Genomic DNA, 16,826 nt, shown 5'->3' on the forward strand with positions numbered 1-16,826 from the left:
CCGCTACTCCTTCAGCGCCGCGCCGCTTGCCCTGCCGAGGCTCTTTCGGCCCTCGATCTCGGCGTCGAGGCGGGTCAGATAGTCGCTGGCGTCCTGGCGCGACAGCTGCTGGATGTGCTTGAGCCTGGCGCGGTCAAGGCCGAAACCGTTGCCCTGCTCGACCATGTTGTAGAGCGATGAGCGGGTGCGGGAGATCTCATAGACGAGGTGGCGGAAGCGGTCCTCGATCAGATCGCCCAGTTCGCGTATCAGCTCCGTCTGCCTGCCCGCTTCGCTGTAATGCTCGCAGACGATCGCGCGCACGATTTCGGTCGGACTCGCGTCGCGCTCGCGCGCGTCGGCTTCAAGCCGCGAGGCGATTTCCGGCGCGAATCGCACCAGCACCGCGCGCGGCTGCTCGCCGCTCTCGTTGATATCAGTCGATATCCTTTTGTTGTCGGGCATCTTCCTCTCCTCCAACTCCGCTTCTGATATCCGTGATAGCGTCCGGATTCCGGGCCTTTTCCGCGAAAACTCCTTCATCGGGGGATGAGTGACGTGTCAAAGCCTGAAACGCGCGAAGCGCGTCAACGGACGCCACGCTGAACCTGATACGCCGGGACATGCACAACCTCACCGCACTGCCGGATGGGCGGGGCCGCCGTTGGCGCCTGCGACGGGCCTGGAATTTCGTTTGAGCCATGATTGGAACTCGCGGTCGGAATCGACGAAGTTGCGCACGATCTCGACGATGAGCCGACGGACGCCGATGGCTTCGCCGTGGATCTGCTGGTAGTAGGCGGCATAACCGTCGAGTTGAGCCTTGAGCCTGCCGGACAGGGTGATGTTGACCTGCGCCGATGGGAGCTGCTTCTCAAGTTTGGCGAGCTTCATGGAAGACCTCCTTATTGCTGTCTGACTTCGCACGGACCGATGACCCATGCGGAAAGCGCGTTGATGGTTGCGGTGGCGGCGAGAACCCCGAACGCCGCGAGGCAGAGCGTGTAGGCGAGCGCCAGCCACTGGGCAAGCGGCGCGCTCGTCCATGTGAGCAGCGGTTCGAGCCGCGAGATGACGCTGGCCGCGGGCACCGGGCCGAAGTAGCGGCTGTCGAGGCCGCGCGGATGATTGGACAGCACCCAGACTTTCCCCGCCGCCACGCGATAGACGCCGAAGGGATATGGATGGAGCGCCCGCCCTTCATCGTCGTGCAGCGGAACGCTGTCGGGCCAAGGCACGCCGTTGACGTAAATGCCATCAGATTCCACGCGCACCGAGTCGCCTGGGAGCGCGGCGACGCGCTTGATCAGCGGCAGTTTGGCCGGAATGTAACGGCGCAATGTCGAGGCCGCCGAATCGTGAGGTTGATCGATGAGGACCAGCGCGCCGCGGCTGGCGCCTCCGGAAACCAGCTCATAAATTCCGACCGGCTCGCTCGGCGTGATGTTGAAGCAATAGCCGACTTTCAGCGGCAGCCACCCGCCGAGGGCGCATACGTCCATGGCTATCGCGCCGCCTATGAGGCCGACTGCGAAGCGGAGTATCAATTGCCTGCTCATTGCTGTGCGCCTCCGTTGTCCTGATATGGCCCCGAGAAAACGAGGTCGCGGGTGACCAGCACGCGGAAGTGATAGCCCGGCCGGATCTGAATCGTGGGCGCGACCTGCACGTTGGCCATGCGGCCCATCGCCTCCTGCCCGAGCTGCTGCCCCGCGCCCATCGCCGCCATCTGGCCGGGACTCATGTAGTAGCCGCCGGCGCCGTACGGTCCGCCCGACATCATCGGATAGTCGGACATCATCATGCCTGCGGAGATCGCCGACATGAGCAGCGCCGGCGCCCAAACCTTGGCGTAGTGATGGTTGACCTGATCCTGAAAGCCGGCGTAACCGGCGGCGTCAGTTCCGGTGAGGTCGGGAAGATTAAGCTCGCCGCCGTTGGGAAAGACGATCCTGCTCCACTTGACCATAAGGCGCTGCTGCGAGGGGATGAGCTGGTTCGAGTAGGAGCCGATGAGCTTGCTGCCCTGCGGGATAAGGACGTAGCGTTCGCTGATGCTGTCCTTCACGTCCTGGGCGACGCGCCCCAGCACGTCGCCGGGAATGTCGGAGTTGATGCCGGTCTCCAGCGTGCCGTAGATGACGGTCCCGGTGGTGATGGTGTAGAACGAGGCGGGATGCGCGTCGGCGATAATCGGACCGCTGCTCTGCGCGGCTCCGCTGTCTTGGCCTTCAAGCGATACACCGCCGGCCGACACCAGGCGCGGCGTTTCAAGCACCTGTCCCTGTCCTCGCGGCGCGACCAGCAGATCGGAGGCGAGCGCCTTTTCGTACTCCTGCCGGCGATGGTCCGCCGCTGCGTTGGGCATCGACGGCGGAATGTAACTCTGCGCCGGCGGCTGATACTGCGGAATGGCCGTGGCCGCCGCCTGCGGCGTAGGCGTCGGCGTGGGCGATGCGACGCGCGCGACCGACGCCTCGGCGTGCGCCACGCGGTCGGGTTCGTGGTCGATCCAACTGCCGTCGGCCTTTTGATAGCTGACAGATTTCTTGGCCGGCGCGATCTGTCCGGCGTAGTGGATGGCGATGATGCCTCCCATCACGCCCGCCGACAGCAGCCCCGCGATCGCGACGCCCCACCACGGCTTGAGCTTGCGCACGAGGTCCTCTGGCTTCTTCACCGGCTGTTGATTCTGATCCATGGCTCAGGCTCCGGTGCGCGCGATTGTGATCTCCTGACGCTCGTTGCCCGTTCCCGAGACCAGCACCGCCTGTTTGAACAGCCGATCGACCACGTAGTAGCGCCCTTCGACCTGGTAGTTGACCAGCGCGTCCGCGCCGTCGGCGTTCACCATCAGCGTCGGAGCGTCGGAAGCCATCAGCTTCTCCGGCATCTCGATGTAAACCCGCTCGCCGTCGTCGAACGCCTGCACCGGCTTCCACGGCACATTGGGTCCGGAGACGGCGTAGCCGAAGTTAAGTTTGGCCAGCGGGGTCGGAGTCGAGGTCTGTTCGGCGCGATGCTCAAGCTCGCGCTTGCGATTGGCATCGGCCGCGATGATTTCCTTCGGATAGTAGAAGGCGACGCGCGGCATGTACCGTCCGCCGGACTGCAAGGTCAGATGGTAGGTGTGACGGGCGGTCAGAATGATGAGATTGGTCGTGATGCCCGGCGCCTTGGGCTTGACCAGCACGCGGCCCTCGACCGGCTGGATCATCCAGCGCTCGGTGTCGCCGGCGGCGGCCTGCGCGACGCTCTCGCCGGGGGCGAGCAGGATTTCGGTGATGCGCAGCGGCTTGCAGAAGACTATTGATTCCGCGTCCGCATCGTACGGAAACCGGGTGGTGATGCCGTCGTGCAGCACGGGCGCCACACTGCTCCGCTGGTAGGCGTCGATCGCCGCCTTCACATTGGCGGGCTGATTGTCCAGCACGCTCTCGGGCGGCGGTGGCGGCGGCGTGGGTTCGAGCAGCTTCGCCGGAACCAATTCGACCGGCGGAGTTGGCGGCTGCGCCGCGCATCCCGCAAGCATTGCGGCCAACCCAAGCGCAACGACGCAGATGAACTTCTTTTCGCGCTTCATCATCCCTGCTCCTCGCTCCAGTCGATCTCGGTCACGTAAAGTCCGATGGGATTGCTGAGCATCCGCTCCGGGTCGGGCGGCGCGAGCTGCACGGCGAGCAATGCCCGCCAGTGCGCGCTGGAAAGCACGTCGCCGTTGAGGTTCCGGCTGGTCTCGGTCCAGCGCACTTCGTAGGCGCCGTTGGGTTCGCGCAGGACCGAATCGACTTCCGCTTGAATCGTCTCTCTCGCCGCGGTCTCGAAGGGCGGGTGCTTGCGGTACCAAGTCGGCAACGTCGTGGCCGCCGCCCCGCGCGCCATGTCGTAGACCCGATGCAGCGCCGCCTTTTCGGCCACGCCGTCCGCCAGCACCGAGCGCGCGTCCGTGATGAAGCGCGCCAGCTCGAAGCGGATTACCGCCTCGCCTACCGCCTGATTACCAACGAAGGGTGGCGCGACGCCGACGATCTCGCCCGCCTTGTTGACTTCGACCACGTAGGGGACGACATGCGGCTTGCGCGCAAGGTAGAGGCTCAGCGTCGACGTGAACGCCAGCGCCGCGGCGACCGCGATCAGGCTGTGACGCAACGCCCGGTTGCTGTTGGCCAGCCGCTCGTACTCGGAGCGCAGCGCGGCCGAGGCCGCCACATACGGATTTTCAGGATTCGCGTTAAACATCGACGTAAGCGACATGGTTGCGCTCGGGCTCAGAGTTTTTTGGTTCCCTTGTTGCCGCCGTTGAGACGGTTGGTGCCCGGCGCCGGCTGGCCGAATTGCACCGGCTGGTTGAAGGGCCGGGTCTTCTCGGCGCGCGGTCCGAGAGATGTAGTCTGTTTGGGATTGAGGTCATCCGCGGTCGGCGGGGCCGGCGGCTTGAGTTGGTCGTTGCGCAGCCGATCCCACATCCGCATCGCGCGGGTGGCGCCCTCGTCGGCCAGATTGAGCACGCCGTTGAAGGCTTGACCGCCGAGCTTGCCGCTGACTTCAAGCGCCTTGGGGATGGCTTTGATGCCGTCGCGGATCGCGCCGCTCAGCGTCATGCCCAGAATGATGTCGCCCAGAGTGAAGCTGACGGTGTGATCGACGATCTGGGCGGCCTTGGTCGGAATCCGCGCCGTGATCACCGCCAGCAGGAAGGCCTCGACCGCCGCCTCGATGCCGTAGTACCAGTTGGTCATGAGGTAGGCGGCGTTGTTCATAGCGCCGTTCTTCCATTGATTTGCTAGCTGAGTTCCGACGCCTACCATCAGGTAGAGGAAGAAAATTCGAACCGCGACGCCGAGCGCCCAGCCGAAGTAACCCTCGCCGAAGCGCCAGGTGAATCGCGTTCCCGAAGTGGCGACCAGCGCCGTGCCGGCGACGCACGCCACGTAACCCTCGACCAGCGCCTCCAGCAGAATGCAGGCGATGATTGCGAAACAGATCAGAATCACGATTGCGGAGAAGAGCAGCAGCAGCGCATTCAGCGTCGCGCTTGGATGGAACACCGTCCATCCCGACGCGATCGCCTGGAGCAGAATGAGCGCGAGATTGAAGCCCTGTACCATCACGCCGCCCGGAGTCATCGCGTTCGCCGGCACATGGCCCGTAACCGACGCCCAACCGGTAAAGCTCAGGATCACGCCGTTTTGCAGGAAGTCCGGTCCGTACTTGAACAGCGTGAACATCGCCATTACGCCGGCGACGGTACGGACCAGATCGATCGCAAGCTGGTCGAAGTCGCGCCGCAGCGTGCCGGTTATCCCGACCAGAATCAGCTCGATCGTGGCGAGCATGTAGAAGAGATTCGTGCCGATCTGATAAAGGCCGCCCAGCCAGGTCGCCGTGACGGTTTGGAATTGGGTGAGTACGTCCTGAAAGACGCCGAATTCAGTCGGTGGCATCTTCTTCCTCCTTGCTGAAATCGGGATCCGGAATGCCGTTTGGGATCACCGCGCTGTCCGGACACTTCCAAAAGGACTGGATTAGCTTTGAATTGTTTGGGTCTGCGTCTGCGTACCAGCACCCGGCAGCCTGCATCTGGCGGTAGGGCAGCCATTCTTTCCGGACGAAGTCGTATTGGTAGCCGCGCCTGAACATTTTCTCCATTTTCAGGGCGGCGTTGTGCCCGGCTTCGGCCTTTTTCTTTTGATCGGCCTGCATGATGTCGTTGACCGGCAGGCAGTTGGGATAATTCGCGAGCACGGTCTGCCCGCACAGCCGTTTGGCCTGCCGCCACTCGGGCGTATCGGCGTCGTGCTGTTTCAACCAGTAGGCGCGATCGAAGCTCGGCTCGGGCACGGTGCTGCCCAGCGCCTTGATGGCGTTCTGGCTTACCGCCGGCGCCGCGCCGGGACGCGGTTTGCACGCGGCCAGCGCCAGCGCCGCGAGCGCGATTGCAACGGTTTTCTTCATGGCTCGACGCCTCCCGCGTTCAGGAACTGGCTCGCCTGGGCGACGCCCTGCGCGTCGGTGCTGAGCCGCGCGCCGCGGTCGACCGCCTCGGCGTTGATCAGCGTGATAAGCAATTGGCGGATGAGTTGGAAGCTGCTGGGCCTGCGCCAGCAGGATTTCGTTGGTGACCTGCGCCGCCTGAAGGCGTCCACTGACCGACGCGTTTCTGGATTCGAGCGCCGCGAGCTGTTGATCTTCGTACTGGAAGTGCGCCGCCTGCCGCTGCGCTACGGCGAGCGCGCCGCCCAGCGTGCCGAGCGTGAGCGCGGCAAGCTGCCGCATCTGTTGCGCGGCGTTGACCGGCGGGGCCGCCGCGCCCGGAAAGTCCGCCTTGAACTGCTGCGCGGCGTTGGGCGCCACGTAGCACAAGCCGCCCGATTCGCTCATCGCGCCGCCGAGGCTGTTCAGGAAGCCGAGCTGCGACTGCCAGAGGCCAGCATCGCCGGCGGTGGTGTTCTGCGCCGCCAGATCGGCGAGGCGGCCCTCCTGCGCGAGCTGCTCGCCCTGGCGGCCGTACATCTGCGGGTCGCTCACGATCACTGGACAGCCGCACGATCCGCCGAACTGCGCCCGCGCCGCCCGCGTACCGATCAACATGAGGCCGATGACCAACGAGGCGACCACAATTCCGCGCCGCCCAATGGGCGGGATAAATAAGATGTTCACGCGCGTTCCTCCTTCGCCGCCCCTCCGTTGAGAAACAAAGGAAACCTCTCTGAAGCTGGAGTCCGCGACCCAAGCCGCGCGGCCAATTCGCCGACGCCGCGTTCGGCCAGCCACGCCTCCAGAAACTCTCCGCCCCGCGCCAGCAGCTCTCGGGCGCGCCGCAGATCGGGATGTCCGGTCGCGCCGCACAGCCCGAGCGCGATCGGCCCGAGATCGAGGTTGAACAGGCGGCTGCCGAGCGGCGACGTGTAGTAGTACTGCGAGCGTGGCGCGGCCCGCGCGATGATCTCGATCTGCCGTAGTGTCAGGCCGAGCTTCTGATAGGAGTCGCGCACGTGCTCGCCGCGCGCTTCGGGGTTGGGCAGGAAGATCTTCGCCGGACAGCTCTCCAGCAGCAGATTGCAGTAGGGCGACGCCGCGATCTCGGTGACGCTCTGCGTCGCCATCACGATGCCGGCGTTGCGCTTGCGCAGCGTTCTGAGCGCCGCGTAGAACCAGTCGGCCGAAACCGGATCGTTGAGCAGCCGCCACGCCTCGTCCACAAAGATCAATGTCGGCGCGCCGGTGCATTCGCGCTCGATGTCATGCAGCAGCCACTCCAGCGCCGGCGCGGCGGCGCGCTCGCCCAGCGCCATCAATCCGCGCGTCTCGTAAACGCGCACCTGGGAATCACGATTGCTTCCCGGCTCGCCGTCGAAGATGTGGCCCCACGGACCGGCCTCCGTGTACTGATTCAGGATGCTCCGCAGCGCGAGGTCCTGAATCAGTCCCGCCAGATGGCGGAAGCGCCGAAGTTCCTGACCCGCTCCCAATGAGATCGAATGCGCCAGCTCATCCTGCTGCGCGGCGCTGAGCGAGGTCTGCCAGCGCGCGAACAGGCGGGTGAAGAACGCCAGCAGGAATTCGTCCTCATCCGGCGTTCCCGCGTGCTCGAGCGGGCAGAGCGCGGGCGTACCCTCGTTGCCCAGTTCGCGATAGTCGGCTTCGAGCGCATGCGCGGCGACGAACGACGAATAGTCGAGGTCAATCCATCTCACCCGCGCTCCGGGAAGTCCCGTCCACGCCATCGCCATCAGGGCGAGCAGGACCGACTTGCCGGCGCCCGTCGGCCCGACGATCAGCATGTGCAGCACGCCGCCGCCCGAATGGGGCGGAAGCCAGAAGGGCGCATGTCCCGACGAACAGCAGACCAGCGGCGCGGGCGTATCGGGCGGAAAATGCGGCGAATCGATCGTCGGCGTGCCCGGCCACGGCTCGCTTGCCAGCGCCAGATGGGCGAAGTTGATGCCGCTAACCAATGGGCGCGTTACATCGGACCAGCCATTACCCGGCTGCGAGCCTTTGAACGCCTCAACCGCGTTCACATCCTCGACCCGCGCGCCGGCGCCGGCGTTCTGCAGCCGCCTGACCATCTCGCGCGCCCGCAGATCGGCCCGGCCTTCGTCCTCGTCAAAGATGTGCGCCCACAGGCTCAGAAAGCCGAACGGCGTCCCGCCGGCGGCCCGCGCAATCACCTCCTCGGCGTCTGCGACCATCTCGTCGGCGTGACGGTTGGCGCGGGTGCGCGGGACGTTCATCGCGGCAAGGATGATCTGCAGCAGTCCCTGGCGGCGGCGCGCCCACTGGCCGCGCACCTGGTTGCCGTGGCGCTGGCTGGTGATCGCATCGAGCGGAATCCAGCGCAGCGTAAAGCGCATCCGGCCGCGTTCATGAAGGATGAACCAGAGCAGTTGCGGGATGGTCTCGGCGGGATAGCCGTTGATCGCCACCGGCCGGATATGGAGCTGCCCGACGCGCGGATAGAGGCCGCCAAAGAAGTTCTGATCCGCCAGCGCCTCGTCCAGATGAACCAGCACCGATGGAAGGGCGATCGGATGCTCAAGTCCGGTGAGGCAAAGATGTAGATCGTGGAACATCTCTGCGGAGCCGAGCCGCCTTGCCTGTGCGGCTCCCGATAGCGCGTCGCCGAAGGCGCGCGCCCGCTCGCGGAAACGCTCGACCTCGTACTGCCAGCTTGCCGAGCCTCCAGAGGCTCCGCTGCCCGCGAAGAAGGCCGATGACACTCGCGCCCTGGCGTCGGGCGGGAAGTAGTGGCTCAGGTGGATTCGGGTTTTTGTGATCCAGTAGCGTTCGGCGCCGAACGCCGCCCGCCGCTCGGCGTCCACCAGCGCCGCCGCGTGTGTGGGAAACTCCCGCTCCGGATAGTTGGGCGCCGGCAGCCGGTGATGAACGACATGCAGCATGTCCATGTCGCCCAACTGCCCGAGCGCTCCTTCGAAGCGCTCGCAGATGGCGTCCACCTCCTCCGCCGCCAGCGACTCGAAGTCGTCGTGGCGAATCTCCCACGCGACCATCAGGCCGCCCGGCTTCAGGAACGCCTCGCCCTCGGCAGAGAAGCCGCCGACCTGCGCCAGATCGGCCAGCGAATGATCGATGTTCGATTTCCAGAGATTCATGGCGTCCACCTCGGCAGCGGCGGCACGGTCGGCCTGGGCTTTTCGGGAACGCCCCACGCCCGCCCGTGCGCCGGCCGAATCGCCGGTTCGCGCAGGTGGCGCAGATAGACGATCGGCCATTCCGGATGGCGCTTCGCCGCCGCTCTAAGCGCCCACTGCACGCCGAGTCCGACGCCAATGGCGAGGGCGACCGTCCACCAGTGAAGCCCGGTGGAGAGAATCGCCAGCGCCAGCACCGCGTTGATGACCGTCAGGCGCGGATGACCGCCGCCCAAAAGCGGCGCTCTTGTCATCGACTGATGAATCCGCGCGCGCATCAGTGAATCACCGCCGCCAGACCCAGATAGGTCATGATCTCCAGCGCCGCTCCTGCCAGCGCGCCGCCGGCGATTACGCCGACCAGCGCCTTGGCCGCCGGGCCGAACTCCTGCCAGAAGGTCCAGCCGATGCCGGCGACGATGATCCCGACCGCCAGCATCGCGTGGGCGAGTCCGCCCTGCATGCCATTGATCAACATCGTCAGCGGCCCGTCCCACGGCAGTCCCGTCGGCGTGTAGGCGAAGGCCGGAACGGTCTTCAGCATCAGCAACGAAACGATAACGATCGATTTGCGCATGACCACACCTCCTAAAACCTCGGCGCCAGCAACAGCGCCAGTTGGATGGCGAAACAGATGAGCAGCGCGGCGGTAAGAATCGCCGTCAGCGCGGAAGAACCGTCGTTCAACACGGTCGTAAGCCAGACGGCCAGAACCACGGCCGTCAGAACCAGCAGCGGCGCGCCGTGAAGCGCCGCGTTTAACCAGATCAGGAAACTCACAAGGCGATGAGCCACGACGGCGTCTCCTTTCAGAGCATCAGCAGGACGCCCAAGGCGCTCGCGCAGGCCATCATCGTCACCATCAACGTTCTCTCGCTGAGCGCGGCCTCGGGGCCGAGATTCAACCGTTCCGCCAACCTGGCCGCGGCGGCCAGGACCGCTATACCCGCCGCGAACAGTCCCGCCGCCCACCAGAGCGCCGCCCAATTTGTGAGAAAGGCGTGGACCGCCGGCCGATGCAGAAGGGGCAAACCCTCGTAAACGCAGACAAACTCGCCGCGCGCGGCGGCCCGCGCCCGCCACGCCATCGTCCTGGCCCACATCCGCGGCGTTTCGAGCGGAGCTACACATACAAGCGCCGCCATCTCCAGGCCCGCGGCTTCCAGCAGCCAGGCAATCACCGTCAGCCCTTTAACCGTTCGCATCATTCGCCTCCCTCGATCGCCTTGAGCAGGTAGCCGCCGTCCGGGGCGCAACCCTCCACCCGCACGATCTCCGCAATCCTGCGTGCGCCCTCCGGACGGCGGGAGATGAAAATCAAGAGATTGACGCTCTCGGCGATGAGTCTCGGATTGGCCGGCACGCCCGCTTCCTGCATAAGACTCTCCAACCTGAGCAACGCGGCGCGGGCGCTGTTGGCGTGAATCGTGGTGAAACCGCCTGAGTGGCCGGTGTTCCAAGCCTTCAGCAGGTCGAGCGCCTCGCCGCCGCGCACCTCGCCGACGATGATCCGGTCGGGCCGCATCCGCAGCATCTCGCGCACGTGCCGGCGCATATCGGCGCCCCCGCGCGCAATCCTGCGGATCGCGTTGTTGGCGTCGATGCGAAACTCCGGTTCGTCCTCAATGATTCCCAGCCGCTCGTCGGGGAAGAGTTCCGACACTCGCGCAATCAACGCGTTGAGCAGCGTGGTCTTGCCGGCGCTGGTCCCGCCGATGGCGACGATGTTGTCGCGGCGGCGGATGGCGTGGTCGATGACCGCCAGTCGCCACGGCGCTTCAATGAATTCCGCCAGCGGACGTACCGCCCGCCAGTGCAGCCGGATAGAAAAGGTGGGTCCGTCCGACGCCGGCGGCAGGCAGGCCGAAAACCGCGCGCCGTTGGGCAGGACCAGATTCAGGAAGGGAGCGCCTGCGTCGATCGCCTTGCCGTTGGCCGCCGCGAGGAACCGGATCGCCGTCTCCACCTGCGCCGCCGGCAACCTGACCCCCAGCGCCCGCATGCCGCCCGCGCCGAAGTCCGCAAACAAAGGGCAGGCGCCAGTGGCGCCGTCGTAGTTGCCCGACAGCTCCTGGGGCTTGCCTTCGAGCAGCCTCTCGACTTCCAGCAGTTCCGCGGCTCGTCGCCACAGGAACTCATCGTGGCTTCGCGACATGACCGGCTCGCCTCTACTCCGTCGCCGACCTTCTTCACCAAAATCCCGAGCCTCGATGAGATAACTCCGAAACTCCGAGATTTTGAAAGTGTGCAATCGTTGTAGCGAAGAAAAGAGGCGCGTGTCAAGGGCCTCGTAATCGAAGAATGTAATTCTTTTTCGAGATCATACGTTTCCCGTAATCGCAAGACGCGCATGTTGATTGCGCGTCTGGCGCGCCGTACCCTGACCTGAACCTGTCGGGGAACGACCAGAAGGGGCCAAGCGATGGCGAAAACAGAACGCGGCGCCCGCATTCCGCTACGGCATCTGTCCGTTCGCGTTCCGTGGCACGATGCCGGTTGGGACGGCACGGTCTGCCGGTCACCGCAGCTGAATTCGAGCTGTCTGGCCCTTAACCGCATTGGCTCGACGAAGAACGAAGCGGCTGAAGAGCGTTACGCCGGACAGCTCCTCAGCGACATTCCCGACGAGAATGTGCCGCCCTGCTTTGCCGAGCGCGTGAACTTCCTGTCGCCCAAGCCGCAACGGCGGCTGGCACGTCACGCGTATGCGAAGACCAGTGACCATCACAAGCACATCCTAAATACGCCGTTCATGCACCCCGCCTTCTCCGCCGCCGCAACGCCGTTCGGCTGGCTATTGAAAGACAGGGCGTGGGGTGCGGAATGGCGCAAAGGCAAAAGCGACAACCAGTCGCTTGCCGAGCGCTACGGCATAGACTCTCGCCCCGATTACGAACCTAAGGAGCCGGATTGGCTCGACAAGAGGCCATGGATTCAAGGTCACGCCAATCAAAAGGCATTGTTGGATGCGTTTTTTGGAGCGCTCGAACCGAAACGCAGCCTGATTTTCGTCTATGCGAAGCGCACGCCGCTCATTGACGACGACCAGTGGATGATCGTCGGCGTCGGACGCATCACATCGATTGGCGACCTTCAGGAATGGGACTACGATCCGCCAAAGAACGTTCCCATCCGCTCCTATCTGTGGGAGCGGTCGGTGTGCCATAGCATTCGTCCCAACGGCGGGGACGGAGTCCTGCTTCCCTATCATGACCTGCTGAGCCGATGCGAAAAGAACGCCGATCTTGATCCGCGGGACTGCATCGCCTTTGTGCCGGAGGAATATCGGAACGAATTCTCATACGCGAGCGAGCACGTCACGCCGACAAGCGCGATTGCCGGGCTGCTTTCGGTGAAGGAAGCGCTGACCGCTTACAATGAGCGGTTCGGCGGCGACTGGACAGCGCAACTAAAGTGGATCGATCAGCGCCTTGGAGAATTGTGGCTTTTGCGCGGCCCCTATCCGGGATTGGGTTCGATCCTGTGCGCCATGGGCGTCGAATACGGCTATCAGCTCGCATATCAGTGCTGGGAGGCGGCAGGAGAGAACGGCGATCCATGGCTGGTGCTCGCAGCGCTTGTGAAAAACCCAAAGACTCTCCCGGGCGACTTAAAGGTCCAAGTCGCAGGGTTCGTGGACACATGGAAGTATCTCTCCAGCGACCGAGGCAAAACGCGTATGGCGCTGGCGAAGCTGCTCGCGCGTTTCGATATTACCTTTGACCAAGCCTCTCGGTGGTGGGACCCCGCGGCGCGCAACACAGCCGGGCTTCGGCTTGCCAATGACGAAATCAGCGATGCGGCAATCCTGAAGAATCCTTACGCGCTCTACGAATGCGACCGCTTGCAGCCGGAACCCATCGCGTTTCGGACCATCGATCAGGGTGCCTTCCCAGAAAAGCCGGTAGCAGACGCCCATCCCATTCCCGCACCGTCGGTGTTGTCAGGGCCGGTCGATGGTAGGCGCCTGCGGTCCGCGACGGCGGCGGTTCTGGAAGACGCGGCGGTGGAAGGCCATACGCTGCTGTCGCGCGAGGAGATAATCGCGCGGCTTAAGAAATTCAATCTCAGCCCCTCGCTACCAGCGACCGAAGACCAATACGAGATTTACGGCGATAAACTCGCGCCGGTAATCGCGCCGTGCGCGCTGGAGAATGGCAAGCTGGCCTACCAAATTGATCGTCTCGTCATGACGCGCGAGGTCATCGCATCATCGGTGCAAAAGCGCGTCAAGATGGGGAAGCGTCTCACGGTCAATATCGACTGGCGGAGGGAGATTGACCGCGAATTCAAGGATATGTCCGCGCCGAAGGGTTCCCTCGAAGATCGCGGGCGCAATGAGAAGGCGGCGGCGCTGACCGAACTTGCCTCATCAAGATTCTCGGTGCTGATAGGCGCTGCCGGAACCGGCAAGACGACGCTGCTGAAGTTTCTGTGCCGGGCCGCGCCTATCCAGCAACGGGGCGTTCTGCTACTGGCGCCAACCGGAAAGGCGCGCGTGCGCCTGCAACAGGCAACGGGCGTCGAGGCCCGGACGCTCGCGCAGTTTCTGCGCCCGAATCGATACAACGAAGCAACGCAGAGTTACCGCGTTATCGGCGACGTCGAGCGATATTCAAGTTGCAAGACGGTGATTGTCGATGAGTCCTCGATGCTCACCGAGGATCAACTGGCGGCTCTGTTCGACAGTCTGAGCGGAGTTGACAGGATTATACTGGTCGGCGACCCGAGCCAGCTTCCGCCGATTGGTGCCGGCCGGCCTTTCATCGATATCGTCAAGCTTCTCGCGCCGGAAACATTCCCGGTGAGCAAGCCCCGCGTATCCGCAGGTTACGCAGAACTCACGATCGGCAGCCGCCAGAAAGGCGCTCACCGCCAGGATCTGGAACTGGCCGAACTGTTCAGCGGCCGCCCGAGCGGACCTGGTGGCGACGAGATCATTTCCAAACTCGCCGAAGGAAACTGCGGCGATCATTTGCGCATCTGCCCTTGGACTTCGCCATCCCATTTGGCGTCCCTGCTGCCAAAGGTCATCGGCGAGGAGTTGGATGTTGACCAGAACGATCTGGAAAAGTCGTTTGCGCTGCAAGCGCTCGGAGGCACCGAAAGCGGCGGCTACGTCTATTTCAATTTCTGGTCGGCGGGACCGGCAGCCGACAAATGGCAGGTCTTGTCACCCGTCAAAGGTGAAGCGGCGGGGACTCTGATCCTGAACCGACTCATTCAGAGCGGATTTCGCGGCGTGACACGCAAACGCGCTCAGAGCGAGGATCGACGATTTGCGAAAACCGCCTCGCCAATGGGAAGCGACGGGATCATTTACGGCGACAAGGTGATCAATCTGGGCAATCACCGGCGCTACAGCGTTTTCCCAAAGGAAGACAAGGATGGAAATGAGCCACTTAAAAATACGTCGCCAACGGTGAAATCGGCATTGTCACCGGGCCATTCAAAAAGAAGGGCAGCAACATCAGTCTCGACAACCTGCAGGTCACTCTCTCATCGCAACCCGGTTATCGTTACACGTACTGGGAGAACGATCTGAACGAAGATAGGAGATTGCTGGAGCTCGCCTACGCCCTCACCGTCCACAAGGCACAGGGCAGCGAATTCGATAAGGTGTTTGTGGTGCTGCCCAATCCCTGCCGCATACTGTCGCGCGAACTTCTATACACCGCCCTCACGCGCCAGAATTCGCGTCTGATCCTGTTTTGTCAGGGCGAGCCGAACGAGCTGCTTGACTACCGGCATCTCTCCGATGCAGCCCGCAGGCTGACCAATCTATTCGAGCCGCCGGAGCCGGTTCGGGTTGGACAGCGCGTCTATGACAACAAGCACATTCACCGCTCCCGTCGCGGCGAACTGATGATCTCCAAGTCCGAAGTCATCATCGCCAACGAACTCGCCTCAGCCGGTATCGAGTATGAATACGAGCGTCCCTACATCGGCAAGGACAACACGCGGCGCTATCCGGATTTCACGATCGAGGATGCCGACACCGGCGTGACTTGGTTCTGGGAGCATCTTGGTATGCTCGGCGATGCAGAATACGAGCGGAAATGGAAATTGAAGCTAGAATGGTATCGCGGGAACGGGATCGACCTCGAAGAAGAAGGCGGCGGCCCGAACGGTATGCTGCTCACAAGTACCGAGACCGATGGCATCGATCAGGGCCAAATCTTGGGGCTGATTAAGAAAATCAAAAGCGGCGGCTAGCGAACCCATAAGGAAACCGGACCAGTTGGGCGACGACGCCGCCGGCGACGACGACTCGCCGCCTCAATCGACGAATCTCGAATTCTGGCTTGTGCGACGGCAAGAAAGAGGCCTTCGCTGGAGCCTTTGCGGCTGTACCGACATCGCCCCGATACCGCGGATGTTTTGATTAAATCGCAAAACCCAAGGGTTTAGCCGCCGGTGAGCGTCTTCGCCCGAGCAGCTACGAAATTTTGGGTTCTTCGAGTTAACCAATAAGGCTACTAAAGTGCCATTAGGACAGTAGATGGCCGAGCTGCCGCAGACGGACGCTCGCAGCTTCGGGCGATACGTTGAACAACTCGCTCGTGCGCTGAATCAGTACCTGCCCTTCAATCGAGTTGACCGCAAGCTGACCGTCAATGCCGCGCTCGGAATGAAACGCGGCGACATGCAGTTGCATCCGACTTCTCGGCATCAGCATCGCGCCCGAGATGTAGCCGGCCTGCCACTCCATCCAATAGATCCCATCGGTCGGTACGATCTGGCCTCGCAAACACTTGTGGCGCTCCTGCCGGCTGCAGTAGCGGTCGAACAACCACGCATGCCAGTGTACGTGGCCGTACTCGTGCGGCAGCGTGCTCCGCTTGCGATGCTCCCGCCAGTGCTGGAACAACAGCTCTCGCGCGATGCTCACGTGAGGCTTCTGGCCGGGGAAGAATTCAGTTACGCCATGCACTTCCTCCCCTTCCGCGCTCAAATCGCAGTACAGGTCGATCTTGGCCGTTTCGCGCTCTACCAGCTCAACAAACGCGTCGGTCGGGATCGGAATCGCGTACTGCCCGTACCGGCTTAGCAGGAGCGACTCGATGATACTCTCGCACTCCTCCTCAAGCTCCTCGGTTTCATAAAACGGACGCTGGGGAAAACGGCCGCTCCGGTCCGGAATCATTTTCATGATCGTTTCCCACCTTTCCCCCCTCCTTTACTTTTGAGCTCGCGCCGGAAAGCACGGTACGCGGCGGTAACCTGCTCCTCATTCGCCTCGTCCGGCCAAACGTCGGGCGGCATTCGCTGCGCCCAGAAATACAGCATGTCGCGCTCCACCTTCAGGACATCGGCGAACTGGTCGAGCAGGTAGTCGGGCGGCTTGCCGCGGTCGTGTTCGAGGTAATTCAGGTAGGTCGCTGAAATCGGCTTGCCGTCACGGTTCTTGATCAGCGCCGCAAACTCCTTCTGGCTGAGCCCCTGCGCCTTGCGTCTCTCTATCAGGAATTGTCCCAGCGTCTTCATCGCGGCGCCAGTCTTCCTCGAATGGTTGCGCTCTCTTGGCCGGCGGTCGCCGACGTAGTGCGACGCGTCGGTTGGATGGTTTCCGCTGATGTCCTCATCGTCTTCGAGGCCGACATCGCCGGTTCCTCTGGGTTCCTGGTCTAACCAAGCGCCTACTCCTTTGTTCCTCCGTAGCGTTGCCTGCCCGCGGTCGCCAAAGTGCGG

General features: G+C 63.4%; 18 protein-coding genes. 2 read left to right on the forward strand and 16 right to left on the reverse strand.

Annotated features, from left to right (window positions below):
• Window positions 1-3 precede the first annotated feature (3 nt).
• The 14 genes from VKS22_00415 to VKS22_00480 form a co-directional block, all read right to left on the reverse strand.
• Window positions 4-444, reverse strand: coding sequence for a hypothetical protein (locus VKS22_00415; GenBank protein ID HLW69063.1), 441 nt, complete (start codon window positions 442-444; stop codon window positions 4-6).
• 168 nt (window positions 445-612) lie between these two features.
• Window positions 613-873, reverse strand: coding sequence for a DUF2274 domain-containing protein (locus VKS22_00420; protein ID HLW69064.1), 261 nt, complete (start codon window positions 871-873; stop codon window positions 613-615).
• Window positions 874-884: 11 nt separating this feature from the next.
• A complete protein-coding gene (gene traF / locus VKS22_00425; protein HLW69065.1) occupies window positions 885-1,538 on the reverse strand; it encodes a conjugative transfer signal peptidase TraF in 654 nt (217 codons plus the stop codon).
• The gene (locus VKS22_00430) at window positions 1,535-2,680 is read right to left on the reverse strand and encodes a TrbI/VirB10 family protein (GenBank protein ID HLW69066.1); all 1,146 of its coding nucleotides are present in this window, start codon (window positions 2,678-2,680) and stop codon (window positions 1,535-1,537) included. The genes traF and VKS22_00430 overlap by 4 nt, the downstream gene beginning before the upstream one ends.
• 3 nt (window positions 2,681-2,683) lie before the next feature.
• Window positions 2,684-3,562 (reverse strand): P-type conjugative transfer protein TrbG, encoded by an 879-nt coding sequence (gene trbG / locus VKS22_00435; protein HLW69067.1) that lies wholly within the window; start codon window positions 3,560-3,562, stop codon window positions 2,684-2,686.
• Window positions 3,562-4,218, reverse strand: a complete 657-nt coding sequence (locus VKS22_00440; protein HLW69068.1) for a type IV secretion system protein — start codon at window positions 4,216-4,218, stop codon at window positions 3,562-3,564. Before VKS22_00440 ends, trbG begins: the two co-directional genes overlap by 1 nt.
• A 29-nt stretch (window positions 4,219-4,247) precedes the next feature.
• Window positions 4,248-5,423, reverse strand: coding sequence for a type IV secretion system protein (locus VKS22_00445; GenBank protein HLW69069.1), 1,176 nt, complete (start codon window positions 5,421-5,423; stop codon window positions 4,248-4,250).
• Window positions 5,410-6,639: a hypothetical protein gene (locus VKS22_00450; protein HLW69070.1), complete on the reverse strand. Its 1,230-nt coding sequence runs from the start codon at window positions 6,637-6,639 to the stop codon at window positions 5,410-5,412. The genes VKS22_00445 and VKS22_00450 overlap by 14 nt, the downstream gene beginning before the upstream one ends.
• Entirely contained in the window at window positions 6,636-9,095 is a 2,460-nt protein-coding gene (locus VKS22_00455; protein ID HLW69071.1) for a hypothetical protein, read from the reverse strand. Before VKS22_00455 ends, VKS22_00450 begins: the two co-directional genes overlap by 4 nt.
• Window positions 9,092-9,388: a hypothetical protein gene (locus tag VKS22_00460; protein HLW69072.1), complete on the reverse strand. Its 297-nt coding sequence runs from the start codon at window positions 9,386-9,388 to the stop codon at window positions 9,092-9,094. Before VKS22_00460 ends, VKS22_00455 begins: the two co-directional genes overlap by 4 nt.
• 23 nt (window positions 9,389-9,411) lie before the next feature.
• Window positions 9,412-9,711, reverse strand: coding sequence for a TrbC/VirB2 family protein (locus VKS22_00465; GenBank protein ID HLW69073.1), 300 nt, complete (start codon window positions 9,709-9,711; stop codon window positions 9,412-9,414).
• Window positions 9,712-9,722: 11 nt separating this feature from the next.
• Window positions 9,723-9,914 (reverse strand): hypothetical protein, encoded by a 192-nt coding sequence (locus VKS22_00470; protein ID HLW69074.1) that lies wholly within the window; start codon window positions 9,912-9,914, stop codon window positions 9,723-9,725.
• Between the two features lie 29 nt (window positions 9,915-9,943).
• Window positions 9,944-10,339: a hypothetical protein gene (locus VKS22_00475; GenBank protein ID HLW69075.1), complete on the reverse strand. Its 396-nt coding sequence runs from the start codon at window positions 10,337-10,339 to the stop codon at window positions 9,944-9,946.
• Window positions 10,339-11,289, reverse strand: coding sequence for an ATPase, T2SS/T4P/T4SS family (locus VKS22_00480; protein ID HLW69076.1), 951 nt, complete (start codon window positions 11,287-11,289; stop codon window positions 10,339-10,341). Before VKS22_00480 ends, VKS22_00475 begins: the two co-directional genes overlap by 1 nt.
• 267 nt (window positions 11,290-11,556) lie before the next feature.
• Between VKS22_00480 and VKS22_00485 the strand changes: the two genes are divergently transcribed.
• Window positions 11,557-14,679 carry an AAA family ATPase gene (locus VKS22_00485; GenBank protein ID HLW69077.1) on the forward strand — a complete coding sequence of 1,041 codons (3,123 nt, stop codon included), beginning with the start codon at window positions 11,557-11,559 and terminating at the stop codon, window positions 14,677-14,679.
• Window positions 14,680-14,693: 14 nt separating this feature from the next.
• A complete protein-coding gene (locus VKS22_00490; GenBank protein ID HLW69078.1) occupies window positions 14,694-15,350 on the forward strand; it encodes an ATP-binding domain-containing protein in 657 nt (218 codons plus the stop codon).
• A 274-nt stretch (window positions 15,351-15,624) separates the two neighbouring features.
• Here the strand turns inward: VKS22_00490 and VKS22_00495 are convergent, their stop codons facing one another.
• Both VKS22_00495 and VKS22_00500 read right to left on the reverse strand, forming a co-directional pair.
• Window positions 15,625-16,287 carry a hypothetical protein gene (locus VKS22_00495; protein HLW69079.1) on the reverse strand — a complete coding sequence of 221 codons (663 nt, stop codon included), beginning with the start codon at window positions 16,285-16,287 and terminating at the stop codon, window positions 15,625-15,627.
• Window positions 16,284-16,826, reverse strand: a 543-nt coding sequence (locus VKS22_00500; protein ID HLW69080.1) for a helix-turn-helix transcriptional regulator, incomplete at its 5' end; no start/stop codon positions are given. The genes VKS22_00495 and VKS22_00500, both read right to left, overlap by 4 nt.

Source organism: Candidatus Binataceae bacterium, from assembly GCA_035308025.1.
In the GTDB taxonomy this organism is placed as follows: Bacteria; Desulfobacterota; Binatia; order Binatales; family Binataceae; genus JAJPHI01.

Bases quoted from the DNA above. Each gene is read 5' to 3' on its own strand.
- VKS22_00415 (HLW69063.1), bottom strand. From the start codon at position 444: ATGCCCGACAACAAAAGGATATCGACTGATATCAACGAGAGCGGCGAG.
- VKS22_00420 (HLW69064.1), bottom strand. From the start codon at position 873: ATGAAGCTCGCCAAACTTGAGAAGCAGCTCCCATCGGCGCAGGTCAAC.
- traF (HLW69065.1), bottom strand. From the start codon at position 1,538: ATGAGCAGGCAATTGATACTCCGCTTCGCAGTCGGCCTCATAGGCGGC.
- VKS22_00430 (HLW69066.1), bottom strand. From the start codon at position 2,680: ATGGATCAGAATCAACAGCCGGTGAAGAAGCCAGAGGACCTCGTGCGC.
- trbG (HLW69067.1), bottom strand. From the start codon at position 3,562: ATGAAGCGCGAAAAGAAGTTCATCTGCGTCGTTGCGCTTGGGTTGGCC.
- VKS22_00440 (HLW69068.1), bottom strand. From the start codon at position 4,218: ATGTTTAACGCGAATCCTGAAAATCCGTATGTGGCGGCCTCGGCCGCG.
- VKS22_00445 (HLW69069.1), bottom strand. From the start codon at position 5,423: ATGCCACCGACTGAATTCGGCGTCTTTCAGGACGTACTCACCCAATTC.
- VKS22_00455 (HLW69071.1), bottom strand. From the start codon at position 9,095: ATGAATCTCTGGAAATCGAACATCGATCATTCGCTGGCCGATCTGGCG.
- VKS22_00460 (HLW69072.1), bottom strand. From the start codon at position 9,388: ATGACAAGAGCGCCGCTTTTGGGCGGCGGTCATCCGCGCCTGACGGTC.
- VKS22_00465 (HLW69073.1), bottom strand. From the start codon at position 9,711: ATGCGCAAATCGATCGTTATCGTTTCGTTGCTGATGCTGAAGACCGTT.
- VKS22_00475 (HLW69075.1), bottom strand. From the start codon at position 10,339: ATGCGAACGGTTAAAGGGCTGACGGTGATTGCCTGGCTGCTGGAAGCC.
- VKS22_00480 (HLW69076.1), bottom strand. From the start codon at position 11,289: ATGTCGCGAAGCCACGATGAGTTCCTGTGGCGACGAGCCGCGGAACTG.
- VKS22_00485 (HLW69077.1), top strand. From the start codon at position 11,557: ATGGCGAAAACAGAACGCGGCGCCCGCATTCCGCTACGGCATCTGTCC.
- VKS22_00495 (HLW69079.1), bottom strand. From the start codon at position 16,287: ATGAAAATGATTCCGGACCGGAGCGGCCGTTTTCCCCAGCGTCCGTTT.